This is a genomic window from Bartonella sp. B39 (assembly GCF_053795145.1).
Genome location: NZ_CP200036.1, coordinates 1,396,641 through 1,416,586 on the forward strand (window position 1 = coordinate 1,396,641; position 19,946 = coordinate 1,416,586).

General features: G+C 37.8%; 10 protein-coding genes, 1 tRNA gene and 2 pseudogenes. 11 read left to right on the forward strand and 2 right to left on the reverse strand.

The window, feature by feature from the left end:
- The first annotated feature begins 45 nt into the window (after nt 1–45).
- The 5 genes from V4P57_RS06455 to V4P57_RS06475 all read left to right on the forward strand — a co-directional run bounded on the left by V4P57_RS06455 (nt 46) and on the right by V4P57_RS06475 (nt 3,887).
- Nucleotides 46–981: a siderophore ABC transporter substrate-binding protein gene (locus V4P57_RS06455; RefSeq protein WP_455465752.1), complete on the forward strand. Its 936-nt coding sequence runs from the start codon at nt 46–48 to the stop codon at nt 979–981.
- Nucleotides 982–1,071: 90 nt separating this feature from the next.
- Nucleotides 1,072–2,028: an ABC transporter permease gene (locus V4P57_RS06460; protein WP_455465753.1), complete on the forward strand. Its 957-nt coding sequence runs from the start codon at nt 1,072–1,074 to the stop codon at nt 2,026–2,028.
- A complete protein-coding gene (locus tag V4P57_RS06465; protein ID WP_455465754.1) occupies nt 2,021–2,971 on the forward strand; it encodes an iron chelate uptake ABC transporter family permease subunit in 951 nt (316 codons plus the stop codon). The genes V4P57_RS06460 and V4P57_RS06465 overlap by 8 nt, the downstream gene beginning before the upstream one ends.
- Nucleotides 2,968–3,726 carry an iron ABC transporter ATP-binding protein gene (locus tag V4P57_RS06470; protein WP_455465755.1) on the forward strand — a complete coding sequence of 253 codons (759 nt, stop codon included), beginning with the start codon at nt 2,968–2,970 and terminating at the stop codon, nt 3,724–3,726. The genes V4P57_RS06465 and V4P57_RS06470 overlap by 4 nt, the downstream gene beginning before the upstream one ends.
- Nucleotides 3,727–3,813: 87 nt before the next feature.
- Nucleotides 3,814–3,887, forward strand: a tRNA-Gln gene (locus V4P57_RS06475).
- Between the two features lie 722 nt (nt 3,888–4,609).
- On the opposite strand, the pseudogene V4P57_RS06480 reads toward V4P57_RS06475, so the two are convergent.
- A pseudogene (locus V4P57_RS06480) lies at nt 4,610–4,995 on the reverse strand (hypothetical protein); the annotation flags it as partial.
- A 369-nt stretch (nt 4,996–5,364) separates the two neighbouring features.
- On the opposite strand from V4P57_RS06480, the gene V4P57_RS06485 reads away from it, so the two are divergent.
- From V4P57_RS06485 to V4P57_RS06510, 6 genes and pseudogenes are all read left to right on the forward strand, one after another.
- Entirely contained in the window at nt 5,365–6,276 is a 912-nt protein-coding gene (locus V4P57_RS06485) for a hypothetical protein (protein ID WP_455465756.1), read from the forward strand.
- Nucleotides 6,277–6,528: 252 nt separating this feature from the next.
- Nucleotides 6,529–8,079, forward strand: a pseudogene (locus tag V4P57_RS06490) (autotransporter outer membrane beta-barrel domain-containing protein); the annotation flags it as partial.
- Nucleotides 8,080–8,383: 304 nt separating this feature from the next.
- Nucleotides 8,384–10,723, forward strand: coding sequence for an autotransporter family protein (locus tag V4P57_RS06495; RefSeq protein WP_455465757.1), 2,340 nt, complete (start codon nt 8,384–8,386; stop codon nt 10,721–10,723).
- Nucleotides 10,724–11,271: 548 nt separating this feature from the next.
- The gene (locus tag V4P57_RS06500) at nt 11,272–13,755 is read left to right on the forward strand and encodes an autotransporter outer membrane beta-barrel domain-containing protein (protein ID WP_455465758.1); all 2,484 of its coding nucleotides are present in this window, start codon (nt 11,272–11,274) and stop codon (nt 13,753–13,755) included.
- Between the two features lie 548 nt (nt 13,756–14,303).
- On the forward strand, nt 14,304–16,643 hold the full coding sequence (locus V4P57_RS06505) for an autotransporter family protein (RefSeq protein ID WP_455465759.1): 2,340 nt from the start codon (nt 14,304–14,306) through the stop codon (nt 16,641–16,643).
- A 548-nt stretch (nt 16,644–17,191) separates the two neighbouring features.
- A complete protein-coding gene (locus tag V4P57_RS06510; RefSeq protein WP_455465760.1) occupies nt 17,192–19,519 on the forward strand; it encodes an autotransporter family protein in 2,328 nt (775 codons plus the stop codon).
- A gap of 197 nt (nt 19,520–19,716) precedes the next feature.
- Here the strand turns inward: V4P57_RS06510 and V4P57_RS06515 are convergent, their stop codons facing one another.
- Entirely contained in the window at nt 19,717–19,944 is a 228-nt protein-coding gene (locus tag V4P57_RS06515; RefSeq protein ID WP_455465761.1) for a hypothetical protein, read from the reverse strand.
- Nucleotides 19,945–19,946: the final 2 nt, after the last annotated feature.

The window sequence follows — 19,946 nt, forward strand, 5'->3', positions numbered from 1 at the left end:
AGTTTTTAAGTGCGCGAACCTTAATATTTAAAGGATGAAATAACGATGATAAAATATATGAAATGGGTAACTTCTGTTTTGGTTGTTGCAGTTTGCTTCACAACATTTTCGTGGGCAAGTATAAGTGCTAGTATAAACATAACAATTAATCACGTTTCAGGCACAACTTCTGTTCCCACCTCTCCTCAAAAGGTTGTTGTATTTGATCTTGCCTCGCTTGATAATATGAATCGCCTTGGTATCAAAGCTATTGCCGGTGTTCCTGAAGGAAAAAAACCTACGTATTTGCAACAATTTGATGATGCAAAATATGAAAAAATTGGCACCCTTTTTGAACCGGATTACGAAAAAATTGCCGCTCTTCAACCTAACTTGATTATTATTTCCTCACGGACTCAAACCAAATATAAAGATTTATCCAAAATCGCTCCAACTATTGATCTAACCGTAAGGAATGAAAACTCTCTTGAAGATATTAAACGAAATGTGTCTATTCTTGGAAAAATTTTTGGTAAAGAAAAAGAAGCAGAAAAAGAAATTGCAAAGCTCGATGAGTCTTTAGCAAAAGTTCGTGAGAGTACCAAAGGAAAAGGTACGGGGCTTATTCTCATGACCTCTGGTGGAAAGATCAGTGCTTTGGGTCAAAAGTCACGTTTTGATATTCTGCATTCCTCATTTGGAATTGCCCCTGCAACCGATAAACTTACCGTGCAAAAACATGGACAGCCCGTTTCCCCTGAGTTTGTTTTTGAAACCAATCCTGATTGGTTATTGGTCATTGATCGAGATGCGGCAATCGGACGAGAAGGACAATCTGCAGAACAACTTCTTGATAATGAACTTGTTAAACGCACAACAGCTGGAAAAAAGGGCCAGATTATTTACCTGGATTCTTGGAGCTGGTATCGAGCAAGTGGCGGTCTAACTGGACTTAACGAAACAGTAAAACAAATCAATGAAGCCTTTAAAACAAGCAAATAAGTACACAAATGACTTCTTGCTGTAGAAATAAAATTTAAGAGCAGAGGCTGCGTATGAGTGGCCTTTGTTTTTTTTGGAAAATAACTGAACGTGAAAAATTATTGGATAACTATAACGATTCTTGCTATGCTGTCCATTCTCAGCATTTTTGTTGGTTATTCTGACGTAACACCTTCTGATCTACTAACAAGCGATCCACATGCATGGCTTATTTTCTGGCAAACACGCCTTCCCCGTACAATTGCAGTGCTTTTAGTGGGTGCATCACTTGCACTCTCAGGCATGATTATGCAGCTGCTTATACGGAATCGTTTTGTCGAACCATCAACTGCTGGAACAGTTGAATCCGCTTCCCTTGGCATTCTTTTTGTCATGATCTTTTTGCCCAATATTCCCGTTCTAGGAAAAATGATTGTTGCTACAATTTTTGCCATGGCTGGCACGCTACTGTTTATGTTTTTATTGCGCCACGTTCTTCTAAAATTTGCCCTTATTGTACCGCTTACAGGGATTATGTTGGGCTACGTTATTGGCTCCTTAACCAACGCCATTGCGGATTATGAAATGTTACTTCCCTCTCTTCAAGCATATTTATTTGGCAGTTTTGCGATGATTCTTGAAGGAAAATATGAGCTCTTATGGTTCTCTCTTCCCCTTTGCATTCTTGCCTATTTCACCGCTAACCGTTTTACGGTCGCTGGTCTAGGAGAAGATTTAACCAACAATCTTGGACTTAATTATCGTGCTGTCATGCTCTTTGGTCTCTTTATTGTTGCATCGATAACCGCTGTTGTTGTTTGTACAGTTGGTCGAATTCCCTTTGTTGGACTTATTATTCCCAACCTTGTTTCAAATTTCATGGGCGATAACATGCGCCGTACTGCTCCTTGGGTAGCAATGAGCGGTGCAGGATTGGTCTTAATCTGCGATCTTTTAGGACGAATAATTCATCCCTCTTTTGAAATTCCTATCAGCACCATGATGGGGGTTATTGGTAGTTTTATTTTTATTATATTACTTTTACGCTGGAGAAAGCGTCTTGGATAGAAAAAAAGCAACAATATTTGTATTGACACCGCTTATCATAATGGCGTGCACTGTAATCAGTCTTTACATGACATGGAACATCACCATCTATACGTGGTCATTTCGTCTCACAAAACTTGTTTCTCTTCTTCTTATTGCATATACAATTACCGTTTCCACTGTTTTATTTCAAACAGTTGTTAGCAATCGTCTTCTTACGCCTTCTATTATGGGGTTTGATCAGCTCTATATTTTAATCAAAACTATCACGATATATTTTTTAGGATCTCTTTCTTTACCCTTTTTGAATGAAGAAGGACAGTTAACTCTTGAAGCTCTCATTCTTATTTTCTTTTCAATAAGCCTTTTCCGTTTGTTATTTTCAGGGAGTCTAAAAGGGCTTCATTTGACACTCTTGATTGGCGTTATGTTAGGTGGCTTTTTTTTCAGTTTACGTATGTTTATGCAATTGCAATTAAATCCAGATCAAATGATGAATTTAACAGATATCATGTTTGCAAATTTTAATAAATTTAATACGTCCCTCATAAGTTTTGCCACAATTATTGTCTTTGTTGTGAGTTTGGTTGGTTGGCGTTCACGTCACATGCTTGATATTCTTGCTCTAGGACGCGAAAATGCGCTCAATCTTGGTGTTGATTATCACAAAAGTGCTACAGCTATTCTTATATTTGTTTCCATTCTGGTATCCATTTCCACAGCGTTAGTAGGACCCGTTACCTTTTTTGGACTCTTAGTTGCCAATCTTGCTTACGAACTCTCCCCTCAGGCAAAACACAGTGTCGTTGTGCCCATTGCAATATTATTAGCTGTAATTTGTTTGGTTGGTGGACAATTTATTTTAGAGCAAATTCTCAATATGGCAGGACGCTTAAGTTTTATTATTGAATTTTTTGGCGGCATTGTCTTCTTAACATTACTGATGAAGGGAAAACTAAAATGATTGAAATCAATCATCTTTCCAAGTCTTATGGAGCAAGGTTGATTATCGATAATTTATGTCTTCATCTTCCCAAAGGGGGGATTATTTCTCTCATTGGCCCTAATGGTTCTGGAAAATCAACACTTTTGATGCTGATAAGGCGTCTTTTACCACACCATAATGGTACAATTCATATCGACGGCTTTGATATTAATAAAATGCCCCACGATATTCTGGCTCAAAAACTCTCAATTCTGCGCCAAGAAAATCCTTTGTCTTTTCGCTTAACCGTGTACGATTTAGTAAGTTTCGGACGTTATCCGTATTCAAAAGGCTGGTATAATAATGAAGATAAACAATTTATTGACAGTGCACTACGATATCTCGGCTTACAAGATCTAAAAGATCGTTTTTTGGATGAACTTTCTGGTGGACAGCGTCAACGCGCTTTTATCGCAATGGTCATCTGTCAAGATACCGATTATCTTCTGTTAGATGAGCCATTGAACAATCTAGATATGAAACATGCCGTTTCCATGATGAAGCAATTACGCCGCACAGCTGATGAACTCAAAAAAACCATTCTCATTGTTATGCATGATATTAATTTCGCATCATCTTATTCAGATATGATTGTTGCACTCAGAAAGGGCAAGGCAGCTTATTGTGGAACACCACAAGAAATTATGCAGCCAGAAATTCTTAAAGACATTTATGATGTGGATATTCAGATTAAAATAATCAATGGCGTGCCTATTGCCCTTTATTATCGATAAATTCCTTCCATTTAACCATAATCATAAAGACCATTTTTACACTTGCGTACACCATAAAATCTGCTAAAGATGGCGAAAATCACGTACTGGGGAATAGTTTAATGGTAGAACAGCGGACTCTGACTCCGTCAATCTTGGTTCGAATCCAGGTTCCCCAGCCAAATTTAGTATAATTTGGCTGTATTTTGTCATTAGGTTTTGTATAATTTGGCACTAGGTTTTGTACCAGTTTATTTTTCTCAAGAGGGTTTGGATTACTTATATCCGCTTTCATGAGTCTTATTTTCCTTTGCTAAAAATCACAATTTATGATGATCAGTTTTTTTGCCACAATCACATAATCTGATACCTAAAATATGTAAAATTATGAATGCAAAGCACCACAAAATTTTGTACAATTCGTATCATATTTTGTAAAAACTATCTCCTTTTCAAAGGATTTTCATTTTTTCAAAGAGTTCTCAAAAGGTCTTCAAAGACGTTTCAAAGGGTATTTCAGACCCCTTTCATGAATCTTTTTTTCTTTTCCTCAAAACCGCAATTTGAGATGATCAACTCCTTAGTGAGAATCGCGTTATTTGAGAAGCAGTATTTACAAGATGGAATGACCTCTTTTAATTAAATTGAGTGATAATTTCTCTGCATCCTAAGCATACTATCAAAAAGAAAAAAAGCGTTTAAGCAGTTCTGTCAAGTTGACCAAATTGCTCTTCAGCATGAAATTATGCAATGTTTGCACTCTTACTCCCTTGAGGGATTGGATAAACATTACCCTATTACTGTATCCATGCAATTGAATCAACCTGATCTTATTGCTGGTTTAAGGAATTGGGACAAGTTGTCCTCATTCCTCATCACAAGATAAAAAGTGCAAAGTTTACACTAAATGAACCATATAGCTTGGACAATTGTAAGGTTGCACATAGTAGACATCTCCACAACCACAAGAATAATTTAAAATCCTCTTGATGATAAGAATATTTCTACCTGAAACAGGAAGAAAATTCTCAGTAATATCTGCACTGAAATGAGATAACTGTCTAAGATAATTTTTGATTTCCAACAGCATTCTCGAAACTGCGCTTATAGCACATAGATCTTTATAAAAATTGAATGCTTCAAGCATTGTACAATTTCCAACATTATTAGCATAATCGCAATTAACTAGCTCCTCATAAGCAGGAAAGCCAATATTTTTATGAACTTTGTTATAATCATCATAGTTTTTTGTTGACCAAACTCCGCAACATCACCATTAAAAATATGAAAATAAGTTAGCTTTTTTACAAGCTTCTTCTACACCCTTTTCTGTTCCCTCATAACCCCAATTTGCGTTATCTAATAATTCCTACCATCACTTAAAAGATACCATGGTACCACTCCATCAGTATCTCACAATATTTTTCCTGAATAATAATATTCAAAATTATAATTCTTTAAATAAAATCAATTATAAATACATTGTGTATTAAATATAATTAATATCAATTATTTTTTAATTTTGACAAAAAACCGGAAATGTCTTACCAAATAAAGACAATTACCGAATTTAAAAACAATCGTCCATTTTCATTTCTTCTTATGAAGTTCGCGGGGGAGTAATGAGTATTTTGGGGAGCCTTCATAAGGAGAATACAGGTGTATAAAACATTCCTTTTATCATACACGGCTGCAACCGCTATCACCCTTTTCAACATCCAATTCAGTGCACATGCTGAAACTCTCGAAGTATCTGGAGGAAAAACAGTATCAGTATCCGATAAAACCTACGAAATGATTCACGCAAAAAACAGTGGAAAAATCATTGGGGAACATTTAACCATTGTTACGAATAAAGATATAAACCAAGGTATAAACAAAACCGTCTATGCTGTAATAGCAGAAGGTTCTAACAGTGCGGTTGGGTTACTAGGTGGTACAACCATTAAAGATAATGGTTCTGATACTTTCTTAGGTCTTGTGGCAAAAGATGGTGCTACACTTCAAATGATTAAGGGAACGATTACAGCTTCTAGCATTGGCGCTTTCTTCTCTGACAGTAAGAGTGAAAAAAACAATCTGAAAGACGTTGTAACATCGATTGATAACGATAACCATCCACTATCCTTAGGAATAAGTGCTAAAAACAGTACTGTGGCTTTAAATAATATAACCATCACTCAAGCGACAACAGGCATATCTGCAGAGGATCACTCAACAGTAACAGTGTCTGGAGGATCATTCAATGGGAAAACTGGTGGAGTATATGCTGGGAACGGCAGCATCATTACTTTAAACAACAATGTTACAGTCGCATCATCTAATGGTAATGCGCTCCATGCATATGATAAAGAATCCAAGATCATAATGACAGGAAGAACAGCCGTCGTAGGGAGACATTGGAATGAAGATGGAGGCGCATTATTTGCAGAAGAAGGTAGAAAAATTGATGCCACGAATGTTTCTCTAACAACAGATGGCGGAAGAACCAGTGCACTTGCAATTGGCTCTGATAGCGTAATTGAATTAAAAGTAAAAACAAACATTGAAAAGTTTCAAAACGGACTTTAAGCAAACAAAGGTGGTAAAATCACCAGCGAAGATTAAACAATAATCGGTGGTGATAGAAATCTCAATGGAATTGATGAAAATAAAGACAACTCCGGTATATGAACGGCAGGCTCTGGTAGTGAAATTCAATTAACGGGCAAAACAACCATTAAAAGTTTTGATATTAACCTCGCTGTTAGTGAAGATGGCACTATTAATGCTAATTTCAATAGTCCAGATACCGGATCCGATACTTCTCAAAATGAGAAGAAAAATAAAATAGAAGCAAAAATAGCAGCAATGGCTGTAATAAATGGCGGACATATTGATGCAACAAATATTTCTGCTACAGCAGAAGTTGCCGGTTTACAATTTGCAACTTTCTCTATTAATCATCCAAATGGCCTGCATGACCCACAAAATATCATAGCAATGAGATCAATCTGGCCAATGCAGAGCTTCATGCTGAAAATGGTACTGGAATTTTTGTTGGAGCTTTTGTTGAAAAAAGCATCGAAGATGCTGCAACTCCATCAATCAGCACAGTCAATCTTTAAAAAATCAGAAGTCCATGCTGACGTGTTATTAGGAGATGGTATTTTTTGGGATAAAACATCATGGAAAGATAAGACTGCGTGGGATGATAAAGAAGTTAAAGCAATTTCCAACGGCACCTATACATTAAGCACTGATCGGTCTACTCTAGAAGGTAGAGCGGATATTGCTAAAGACAGAAATGTAAACTTTAATCTGAAAAACAATACAACATGGACGTTGAAAATCAGCAAAAATGAAAAAGATGATGATGGCAATCTCCTTGATATTTCTCAAAGACCACATTCTGATGTTTCTATGCTTAGTCTCAACAACAACTCCATTGTTTTTGAGAAACCAACAGAAGATCATGATCAAACATTGCATATAGGTTCTGGTAAACCAGATATACAAAAAGTCTACAAAGCCTCTGGTAATGCAAAGATTTACTTCAACGCAGAATGGAGTGATGGTGCTGAAAGTATCGATCAAAAAACCGACAGGCTTTTGATCCATGGGGATGTCTCTGACAACACATCAGTTTATGTTACGGGGCGCTTAGAAGAGAACAATGTCCAAGCAAATACTTCTGCTGCTGCCAATGTCTGTAGTCTTTCACTCATTCAAGTCTCTGGAAAAGCAGAAGAAAACTCTTTCAAACTTGTAAATGGTTATACCACAAGAGATGGCTTACCGGATATGTATACACTACGTACCTATGAATCAGACTCAAGCCAAGGCAAAGCCAATATTGCGCAAAACCTGTTTGATGAAAAGAATGAAAATTTCCGGGATTTCCGTTTGCAACCCAAACGGCTTGGCTCCAATTCTGGTTCAAATCCTAATCCTGAAACAAATATTCCTACCACTGCCCTTGTACCACAAGCAGCAGGCTATTTGGTCATGCCAACCGCTCTCTTCTACAGTGAATTAACCAATATGGCCAAACAAAACGCACTTTTAGCCACGATGAGAATATCTGTCTTAGGAAAAGAAGAGGAAAAACAAACAGGTTTCTGCCTCTACACTTACAGAAGCACAGGAACCTTATCTTCCAAGCTTGGACCTCTCAAATATGGTTATGGTGCTGATATGCGCTATGCTGCGCTCCAAGCCAGTGTCACATTAGCGGAATTAGAAGGACAAAATACCACGACGCATTTCGGTCTTGTGGGCACCTATGAGCAACTGTCTTTCACTCCAAAGGATATGGAAGGTGTAAACAAGAGCACACTGGATAAATGGTCACTAACAGCTTATAGCAACGTGCAACATAACAATGGCTTCTACACTGCATAGAACTTTTATGACAACAAACTTTGGTTAATGAAGCCCTACTTCAAACACCCTATTTTATAGGATTTTTTTAAATATAAACTTACCAAAATAAATTTTTCCAACTCATTTTCCACTGACTTTGATGACTATTCTAAAAGGTTTCCTGAAGCAAACCTCCCAATTGTAGAGGGTATTGTTAAATAATTCGTTTTGTTCTTTACAATAAAAATATAATGATATAAAACCCACCACGGTACTTGCACCATCCGGGGAATGAAGTAAGCATCAAAGGCATACCAATAATAAAGGCATATCTATGTGTAAGAAATCTGTTTATAAGAAAAGTTTTTTGTTATGTACGATTGCTGGAACTTTGATTTTCTCTCATTTCCATCCGACCCATGCAGATACACCACCTGTTGAAATTCCTTATATTTCTGTGAAAGAGGGACAGAAAACGTTTGATAACATCCTTGTCCGTAGTGAATATACTGCAGTATCCGTTGGTGGAGGTGGATCAGTTGCCACAATTGAAAAAGCAATGATATTTTCTGACATGACTGCAATTGCTACATCGAGAGCTGGGCGTGTTGATGCTAAAGACGTTAAAGCAACCGCAATAATAACGGGTTTAGAGCTTTCCAGTGGTATCATAAATATTGAAGATTCAATTATAAATGTCAAAGGAAATCATAAAGGCTATGGCTTTGTTATTTCTAAAGCTTCAAAATCTCTTGCCAAAGAAGATGAATTTATTTTAAATAGAGCAACTCTTACCAATACAAAACTTCTTGTGAGAGACGGTATCGGTATTTTAGGACCATTTGACGATGCTGAGATTCATCTTAAAAATTCAGAGATTATTTCTGATATGCTATTGAGAAATGATCAATCACCAGAAATTAATCCTGCCGTTCTTACGTTAACTGCTGATAATTCAATTCTGGAAGGAAGAGCAAGAACCACGCAGAAACACGCAACAATCTTTACTCTAAACAATAACAGCAAGTGGTATTTAAAGATTAGTCAAAATGAATCACCTAGAATGGGTAGCTATGCGCTTGTTGACATCAATAAACGAGCACAGTCCATCGTTTCAGTGTTGAATCTTAAGAATAGCTCTATCGTATTTAAAGAGCCTACTCCGCTGACACACTACCATTATCAAACCTTGATTGTAGGCCAACAACCGCCAAAGTCTGAGGATTATGAGGAGTCTGAGGAGTTTAATATCTCCAAATTGCGACCAAATATGCTTTCCGATGTAGCAGCAGTCTATAATGCAACAGGTGATGCAAAGATTTACTTTAATACTAAATGGAGTGATGGCGCTACAAAAGAGCAACAAAAAACGGACCGTCTTCTCGTTTATGGCGATGTATCAGGCACCACAACAATTCATTTCAATAGTCTTTCAAACAATGAGAAAGTAAAAGCTGAAGGTTCCGTTCCCCTGAACATGCGTGGTGTTTCACTCGTTCAAGTATCTGGAAAAGCAGAGGAAAATTCCTTCAAGCTCGCAAATGGCTACATCACGATGGATGGATTACCTTACAAGTATACGCTGAATGCTTATGGACCAACATCAAGCCATGGAGAAGCTCATGAGCAGCAAAGCGTTTTAAGGGAAGGTAATAATTTCTGGGATTTCCGTTTGCAAAGCGCTACTCTTGATAGTGAAGCAAAAATCAAAGCCCTTGTGCCTCAAATGGCGAGTTATTTGGTAATGTCTCAGGCTCTATTCTCCGCTGGACTTTCAGATGTAAGCAATCAAAATACTTTGTTAGACACGATGCAAACAAAAGCCCTTGAGACAAAGGGTAATAAAAACAAAGGAATATTCTTATCTACCTATGGTAACAAGGTCACATTATCTTCCAGCCGCAGTCCATTACAATATGGCTACGGTGCTGATATTCACTATGGTGCCTTACAAGCAGGTGTTATACTAGCAGCGCTAGAAGATCAAAACATTACCACAAATCTTGGTCTTTTAGGCACATACGGAAAACTGGCCTTCACTCCAAAGGACATGGAAGGTGCTGACAAAAGCACTCTAGATAAGTGGTCGCTTGCTGCATATGGAAGTATCCGCCATAACAGTGGCATCTATGTCAATGCGCTCTTCTCCTACGGAGCTCTCAAAGGAAACATCACCACAGCCCCCAGAGGAAATACTGCAAAATTATATGACACAAATACATTTAGTGCATCAACTACCATCGGGCAAAAACTCACAACCAGTGCTAAGGGATTAATCTTCGAACCACAAGTACAGTTAATTTATCAACGTCTCATGCTTGGCACATTCTCAGATATTGATGGATTTGATGCGAATATGGGCACTCCTCACCAATGGTTAGTTCGTGTTGGTGGTCGTTTAACACAAAATATCTCTACAATGAAAGAAGGAAGTGCTGTTTCCCTCTACGGTAAACTGAATGTCATCAGAGCTTTTGGTGATAATGGTACGATAAAGATTGGTGACACTTTCCACCTCGATTCCATGGGAGATTCAGTTGAAGGTGGGCTTGGTGTGAATGCACAATTGTCTCAAAATATCGTGCTTCATGCTGATGTTAACTATCAACAGAAACTCCAAAAATCTGGTGTGTCTGGAATGTATATTTCCGGCGGAGTGCGCTGCCGCTTCTAAAATAAAGCAAATAAAAATGCAACATACACTTCAGTATAAAGAACGGTATGTTGCGCTTTTTTTCGATTTATAAAAATCGAAATTATTTTGTTACAGTTTCTCTTTCCCTTTGATAAATAAAAATCATAAAGTATTTCAATTTTTTATTATGACTAAAATATATAACACGCACTTTAGCTCTTCTTTCTTACACAAGAGAGCCAGCTGAAAACTTTTAGAGAGTATATGAGTATCTTCTACCTTAACTGCATAGAACTTTTATGACAACAAACTTTGGTTAATGAAGCCCTACTTCAAACACCCTATTTTATAGGATTTTTTTAAATATAAACTTACCAAAATAAATTTTTCCAACTCATTTTCCACTGACTTTGATGACTATTCTAAAAGGTTTCCTGAAGCAAACCTCCCAATTGTAGAGGGTATTGCTAAATAATTCGTTTTGTTCTTTACAATAAAAATATAATGATATAAAACCCACCACGGTACTTGCACCATTCGGGGAATGAAGTAAGCATCAAAGGCATACCAATAATAAAGGCATATCTATGTGTAAGAAATCTATTTATAAGAAAAGTTTTTTGTTATGTACAATTGCTGGAACTTTGATTTTCCCTCATTTCCATCCAACCTACGCAGATACACCACCTGTTGAAATTTCTCAGATTTCTGTACAAGAAGGACAGAAAGCATTTGATAACTTCCTTGTCTACACTATTAGGAATCCAGGAGTGTCTGCTCATAACAAATCAACTCTCACAATCACGAATTCGACGATACAAACAGAAGTGGCTGCACTTTCTGTTTCAACAGGCGGGCGTATTTATGCTAAAGAAGTTGAAGCAAGTACACGATACTTAGGTTTAGCAACTAGAAATGGTACAATCAATGTCGAAGATTCAACTATAGACGTCCGAAAAGGGGGAGGCGGTGGTATTGTTTTCTACGAAACTCCAAAAAACAAGGTAAAAGAAGGGGAACAAGTTGTTAACCAAGTGAATCTTATCAATACGAAACTTCTTGTGGAAGATGGCGTCGGTATTCGGGGACCTTACGGTTCAAAGGCTATCGCTGAGGTTCATCTTAAAGATTCAGAAATTCGTGCCGATATGTTATTGAGAAATAAGACAAGACGTATATACCACGATGAAGATACTCTTCCTGTTTCTCTTGCGTTAACCGCTGATAATTCAATTCTGGAAGGAAGAGCAAGAACATTAAAAATAAACACAACAGTTCTTACTCTGAATAATAACAGCAAATGGTACTTAAAGGTCAGTCAAGAGGATGTAGACACTGATTTTAGTGTCTTTAATTTCGATCTCAGTGATATTAAACAACGAGCACTTTCTACCGTTTCTGTGTTAAACATTAATAATAGCTCTATCGTATTTAATCCACCGCATGCTCTAGCAAAGAGACAATATCAAACCTTGAGTGTAGGACGAACGGCGGAGGTTTATAAATCAAAAGATAATATGATCCCTACTGTAGAAACAGCTTACCATGCAACAGGCGATGCGAAGATTTACTTTAATACTAAATGGAGTGATGGCGCTACAAAAGAGCAACAAAAAACGGACCGTCTCCTTGTTCATGGGAACGTATCAGGCACCACAGCAATCCATTTCAATAGTCTTTCAAACAGTGAGAAAGTAAAAGCTGAAGATTCCGTTCCCCTGAACATGCGTGGTGTTTCACTCGTTCAAGTATCTGGAAAAGCAGAGGAAAATTCCTTCAAGCTCGCAAATGGCTACATCACGATGGATGGATTGCCTTACAAGTATACGCTGAATGCTTATGGACCAACATCAAGCCGTGGAAAAGCTCATCTGCAGCAAAGAATTTTGGGGGAAGTGTCTCAAGAATCAGAGGAAAATACTCTTAAAGACTACACGAGCTATGTTATAAAAGGGAACATTGTTGAGGGAGTCTCAGAAAATGACAAAGGTGAATCAACGCCAAATCACGGAGAAGCTCATGAGCAGCAAAGCGTTTTAAGGGAAAGTAATAATTTCTGGGATTTCCGTTTGCAAAGCGCTACTCTTGATAGTGAAGCAAAAATCAAAGCCCTTGTGCCTCAAATGGCGAGTTATTTGGTAATGCCTCAAGCGCTATTCTCCGCTGGACTTTCAGATGTAAGCAATCAAAATACTTTGTTAGACACGATGCAAACAAAAGCCCTTGAGACAAAGGGTAATAAAAACAAAGGAATATTCTTATCTACCTATGGTAACAAGGTCACATTATCTTCCAGCCGCAGTCCATTACAATATGGCTACGGTGCTGATATTCACTATGGTGCCTTACAAGCAGGTGTTATACTAGCAGCGCTAGAAGATCAAAACATTACCACAAATCTTGGTCTTTTAGGCACATACGGAAAACTGGCCTTCACTCCAAAGGACATGGAAGGTGCTGACAAAAGCACTCTGGATAAGTGGTCGCTTGCTGCATATGGAAGTATCCGCCATAACGGTGGCATCTATGTCAATGCGCTCTTCTCCTACGGAGCTCTCAAAGGAAACATCACCACAGCCCCCAGAGGAAATACTGCAAAATTATATGACACAAATACATTTAGTGCATCAACTACCATCGGGCAAAAACTCACAACCAGTGCTAAGGGATTAATCTTCGAACCACAAGTACAGTTAATTTATCAACGTCTCATGCTTGGCACATTCTCAGATATTGATGGATTTGATGCGAATATGGGCACTCCTCACCAATGGTTAGTTCGTGTTGGCGGTCGTTTAACACAAAATATCTCTACAATGAAAGAAGGAAGTGCTGTTTCCCTCTACGGTAAATTGAATGTCATCAGAGCTTTTGGTGATAATGGTACAATAAAGATTGGTGATACTTTCCACCTCGATTCCATGGGAGATTCGGTTGAAGGTGGACTTGGTGTGAATGCACAATTGTCTCAAAATATCGTGCTTCATGCTGATGTTAACTATCAACAGAAACTCCAAAAATCTGGTGTGTCTGGAATGTATATTTCCGGCGGAGTGCGTTGCCGCTTCTAAAATAAAGCAAATAAAAATGCAACATACACTTCAGTATAAAGAACGGTATGTTGCGCTTTTTTTCGATTTATAAAAATCGAAATTATTTTGTTACAGTTTCTCTTTCCCTTTGATAAATAAAAATCATAAAGTATTTCAATTTTTTATTATGACTAAAATATATAACACGCACTTTAGCTCTTCTTTCTTACACAAGAGAGCCAGCTGAAAACTTTTAGAGAGTATATGAGTATCTTCTACCTTAACTGCATAGAACTTTTATGACAACAAACTTTGGTTAATGAAGCCCTACTTCAAACACCCTATTTTATAGGATTTTTTTAAATATAAACTTACCAAAATAAATTTTTCCAACTCATTTTCCACTGACTTTGATGACTATTCTAAAAGGTTTCTTGAAGCAAACCTCCCAATTGTAGAGGGTATTGCTAAATAATTCGTTTTGTTCTTTACAATAAAAATATAATGATATAAAACCCACCACGGTACTTGCACCATCCGGGGAATGAAGTAAGCATCAAAGGCATACCAATAATAAAGGCATATCTATGTGTAAGAAATCTGTTTATAAGAAAAGTTTTTTGTTATGTACGATTGCTGGAACTTTGATTTTCTCTCATTTCCATCCAACCCATGCAGATACACCACCTGTTGAAATCCCTCAGATTTCTGTACAAGAAGGACAGGAGACGTTTGATAACGTTCTTGTCCGTGATAAATATACTGCAGTATCCGTTGGTGGAGGTGGATCAGTTGCCACAATTGAAAAAGCAATAATATTCTCTGACATGACTGCAATTGCTACATCGAGAGCTGGGCGTGTTGATGCTAAAGACGTTAAAGCAACCGCAATAACAAGAGGTTTAGAGCTTTCCAGTGGTATCGTAAACATTGAAGATTCAATTATAAATGTCAAAGGAAATCATAAAGGCTATGGCTTTGTTATTTCTAAAGCTTCAAAGTTTCTTGCCAAAGAAGATGAATTTATTTTAAATAGAGCAACTCTTACCAATACAAAACTTCTTGTGAGAGACGGTATCGGTATTTTAGGACCATTTGATGATGCTGAGATTCATCTTAAAAATTCAGAGATTATTTCTGATATGCTATTGAAAAATGATCAATCATCAAAAGTTAATCCTACCGTTCTTACGTTAACTGCTGATAATTCAATTCTGGAAGGAAGAGCAAGAACCACGCAGAAACACGCAACAATCTTTACTCTAAACAATAACAGCAAATGGTATTTAAAGATTAGTCAAAATGAACCACCTAGAGCTGATGGCTACGCGCTTGTTGACATCAATAAACGAGCACAGTCCATCGTTTCAGTGTTGAATCTTAAGAATAGCTCTATCGTATTTAAAGAGCCTACTCCACTGACACACTACCATTATCAAACCTTGATTGTAGGCCAACAACCGCCAAAGTCTGAGGATTATGAGGAGTCTGAGGAGTTTGATATCTCCAAATTGCAACCAAATATGCTTTCCGATATAGCAGCAGTCTATAATGCAACAGGTGATGCAAAGATTTACTTTAATACTAAATGGAGTGATGGCGCTACAAAAGAGCAACAAAAAACAGACCGTCTTCTCGTTTATGGCGATGTATCAGGCACCACAACAATCCATTTCAATAGTCTTTCAAACAATGAGAAAGTAAAAGCTGAAGATTCCGTTCCCCTGAACATGCGTGGTGTTTCACTCGTTCAAGTATCTGGAAAAGCAGAGGAAAATTCCTTCAAGCTCGCAAATGGCTACATCACGATGGATGGATTACCTTACAAGTATACGCTGAATGCTTATGGACCAACATCAAGCCGTGGAGAAGCTCATGAGCAGCAAAGCGTTTTAAGGGAAGGTAATAATTTCTGGGATTTCCGTTTGCAAAGCGCTACTCTTGATAGTGAAGCAAAAATCAAAGCCCTTGTGCCTCAAATGGCGAGTTATTTGGTAATGTCTCAGGCTCTATTCTCCGCTGGACTTTCAGATGTAAGCAATCAAAATACTTTGTTAGACACGATGCAAACAAAAGCCCTTGAGACAAAGGGTAATAAAAACAAAGGAATATTCTTATCTACCTATGGTAACAAGGTCACATTATCTTCCAGCCGCAGTCCGTTACAATATGGCTACGGCGCTGATATTCACTATGGTGCCTTACAAGCAGGTGTTATACTAGCAGCGCTAGAAGATCAAAACATTACCACAAATCTTGGTCTTTTAGGCACATACGGAAAACTGGCCTTCACTCCAAAGGACATGGAAGGTGCTGACAAAAGCACTCTAGATAAGTGGTCGCTTGCTGCATATGGAAGTATCCGCCATAACGGTGGCATCTATGTCAATGCGCTCTTCTCCTACGGAGCTCTCAAAGGAAACATCACCACAGCCCCCAGAGGAAATACTGCAAAATTATATGACACAAATACATTTAGTGCATCAACTACCATCGGGCAAAAACTCACAACCAGTGCTAAGGGATTAATCTTCGAACCACAAGTACAGTTAATTTATCAACGTCTCATGCTTGGCACCTTCTCAGATATTGATGGATTTGATGCGAATATGGGCACTCCTCACCAATGGTTAGTTCGTGTTGGCGGTCGTTTAACACAAAATATCTCTACAATGAAAGAAGGAAGTGCTGTTTCCCTCTACGGTAAACTGAATGTCATCAGAGCTTTTGGTGATAATGGTACAATAAAGATTGGTGATACTTTCCACCTCGATTCCATGGGAGATTCGGTTGAAGGTGGACTTGGTGTGAATGCACAATTGTCTCAAAATATCGTGCTTCATGCTGATGTTAACTATCAACAGAAACTCCAAAAATCTGGTGTGTCTGGAATGTATATTTCCGGCGGAGTGCGTTGCCGCTTCTAAAATAAAGCAAATAAAAATGCAACATACACTTCAGTATAAAGAACGGTATGTTGCGCTTTTTTTCGATTTATAAAAATCGAAATTATTTTGTTACAGTTTCTCTTTCCCTTTGATAAATAAAAATCATAAAGTATTTCAATTTTTTATTATGACTAAAATATATAACACGCACTTTAGCTCTTCTTTCTTACACAAGAGAGCCAGCTGAAAACTTTTAGAGAGTATATGAGTATCTTCTACCTTAACTGCATAGAACTTTTATGACAACAAACTTTGGTTAATGAAGCCCTACTTCAAACACCCTATTTTATAGGATTTTTTTAAATATAAACTTACCAAAATAAATTTTTCCAACTCATTTTCCACTGACTTTGATGACTATTCTAAAAGGTTTCTTGAAGCAAACCTCCCAATTGTAGAGGGTATTGCTAAATAATTCGTTTTGTTCTTTACAATAAAAATATAATGATATAAAACCCACCACGGTACTTGCACCATCCGGGGAATGAAGTAAGCATCAAAGGCATACCAATAATAAAGGCATATCTATGTGTAAGAAATCTATTTATAAGAAAAGTTTTTTGTTATGTACAATTGCTGGAACTTTGATTTTCCCTCATTTCCATCCAACCTACGCAGATACACCACCTGTTGAAATGATTATGCTTCGTGCGGATAAGAGAGGAGAAGAAAAAACCTTTAGTAATGTTTTTGTCCGTGGTCGGTTTACTACAGGGGTTGCTGATGATGAAGCCTTTATTATTATTAAAAACTCAACAATGCGTTCAGATTCGGCTTTACTTGCTGCAAAAACAGGTGGACGCATTTATGCTAAAGAAATTATTGGAAAAGCTGGTACTCGCGGTTTAGAAATTGCAAACGGTGCAATCCATATTGAAGATTCCATCATAACCGTCTCTGAACAGCATCATAGCTATGGTATCCTTTTTGATTATATCATAAGATCCAATCTTAAAGAGGGGGAAAAAGTTATCAATAAAGCGACTCTTACCAATACAAAACTTCTTGTGAGAGACGGTATTGGTATTGTAGGTCCGTATTATTCAGATGCCGTTGCTGAGGTTCATCTTAAAAATTCAGAGTTTCGTGCTGATATGTTATTGAGAAATGAAACTGCAGAAGAGGATAAAGACCCTGGTACTCTTGCATTAATCGCTGATAATTCAATTATAGAAGGAAGGGTAAAAGCTTTCCCCAATAATACAACGGCTTTTACTCTGAAAAATAACAGCAAATGGTATTTAAAGATTAGTAAGTTTGAAAAAGGCGTGGGGGATGAATATAAGGTGGACAAACTCCGCAACACTAATCAAAAGGCGATTTCTGTTGTTTCAACACTAAACCTTAATGATAGTTCTGTCGTGTTTAATGCGACACATGCTCTGATAAAGGGCCGGTATCAAATTCTCTACGTAGGGCGAGTGGTCGATGCATCTGAGCCCCAACCAAATATGCTTTCCGATGTAGCAGCAGTCTATAATGCAACAGGTGATGCAAAGATTTACTTTAATACTAAATGGAGTGATGGCGCTACAAAAGAGCAACAAAAAACGGACCGTCTTCTCGTTTATGGCGATGTATCAGGCACCACAACAATTCATTTCAATAGTCTTTCAAACAATGAGAAAGTAAAAGCTGAAGGTTCCGTTCCCCTGAACATGCGTGGTGTTTCACTCGTTCAAGTATCTGGAAAAGCAGAGGAAAATTCCTTCAAGCTCGCAAATGGCTACATCACGATGGATGGATTACCTTACAAGTATACGCTGAATGCTTATGGACCAACATCAAGCCGTGGAGAAGCTCATGAGCAGCAAAGCGTTTTAAGAGAAGGTAATAATTTCTGGGATTTCCGTTTGCAAAGCGCTACTCTTGATAGTGAAGCAAAAATCAAAGCCCTTGTGCCTCAAATGGCGAGTTATTTGGTAATGCCTCAAGCGCTATTCTCCGCTGGACTTTCAGATGTAAGCAATCAAAATACTTTGTTAGACACGATGCAAACAAAAGCCCTTGAGACAAAGGGTAATAAAAACAAAGGAATATTCTTATCTACCTATGGTAACAAGGTCACATTATCTTCCAGCCGCAGTCCATTACAATATGGCTACGGTGCTGATATTCACTATGGTGCCTTACAAGCAGGTGTTATACTAGCAGCGCTAGAAGATCAAAACATTACCACAAATCTTGGTCTTTTAGGCACATACGGAAAACTGGCCTTCACTCCAAAGGACATGGAAGGTGCTGACAAAAGCACTCTAGATAAGTGGTCGCTTGCTGCATATGGAAGTATCCGCCATAACAGTGGCATCTATGTCAATGCGCTCTTCTCCTACGGAGCTCTCAAAGGAAACATCACCACAGCCCCCAGAGGAAATACTGCAAAATTATATGACACAAATACATTTAGTGCATCAACTACCATCGGGCAAAAACTCACAACCAGTGCTAAGGGATTAATCTTCGAACCACAAGTACAGTTAATTTATCAACGTCTCATGCTTGGCACATTCTCAGATATTGATGGATTTGATGCGAATATGGGCACTCCTCACCAATGGTTAGTTCGTGTTGGCGGTCGTTTAACACAAAATATCTCTACAATGAAAGAAGGAAGTGCTGTTTCCCTCTACGGTAAATTGAATGTCATCAGAGCTTTTGGTGATAATGGTACAATAAAGATTGGTGATACTTTCCACCTCGATTCCATGGGAGATTCAGTTGAAGGTGGACTTGGTGTGAATGCACAATTGTCTCAAAATATCGTGCTTCATGCTGATGTTAACTATCAACAGAAACTCCAAAAATCTGGTGTGTCTGGAATGTATATTTCCGGCGGAATGCGCTGCCGTTTCTAAAAATCTTTTATCCTCATCTTGAAATATAAGATATACCCATTATGTTTATTTCATAAATTATAAAAAACATAATGGGTTAAGTGTATTTGTTTTTATTAGAGAGGGGGGCCATATATTTAGGGATATATCTATATGAAGAAAAAATTCTTACTATGTACAGTTTCTGGAATTCTGTTTTGCTCTTATTCCAATTTGTCTTATGCCTCTCCAGAAAAAATTACTCTACCATCAACGATAGATCTTTCATCTATACAGCCTATATCCAGTAACCCACAAGCTAGACCTACAATTCTCCCAAAAAATATGCCTGAAAGCCCGACATATAAACATGAAGGTTCTGGAATTGCGGAGCCTGCAGAAACGGAAAAAAATAATAAGTTTAGAAAACCTCTAACTCCTAGCTCTTCTTCTCCAATCTCTATCATAG

Bases quoted from the DNA above. Each gene is read 5' to 3' on its own strand.
- V4P57_RS06455 (WP_455465752.1), top strand. From the start codon at position 46: ATGATAAAATATATGAAATGGGTAACTTCTGTTTTGGTTGTTGCAGTT.
- V4P57_RS06470 (WP_455465755.1), top strand. From the start codon at position 2,968: ATGATTGAAATCAATCATCTTTCCAAGTCTTATGGAGCAAGGTTGATT.
- V4P57_RS06495 (WP_455465757.1), top strand. From the start codon at position 8,384: ATGTGTAAGAAATCTGTTTATAAGAAAAGTTTTTTGTTATGTACGATT.
- V4P57_RS06500 (WP_455465758.1), top strand. From the start codon at position 11,272: ATGTGTAAGAAATCTATTTATAAGAAAAGTTTTTTGTTATGTACAATT.
- V4P57_RS06505 (WP_455465759.1), top strand. From the start codon at position 14,304: ATGTGTAAGAAATCTGTTTATAAGAAAAGTTTTTTGTTATGTACGATT.
- V4P57_RS06510 (WP_455465760.1), top strand. From the start codon at position 17,192: ATGTGTAAGAAATCTATTTATAAGAAAAGTTTTTTGTTATGTACAATT.
- V4P57_RS06515 (WP_455465761.1), bottom strand. From the start codon at position 19,944: ATGATAGAGATTGGAGAAGAAGAGCTAGGAGTTAGAGGTTTTCTAAAC.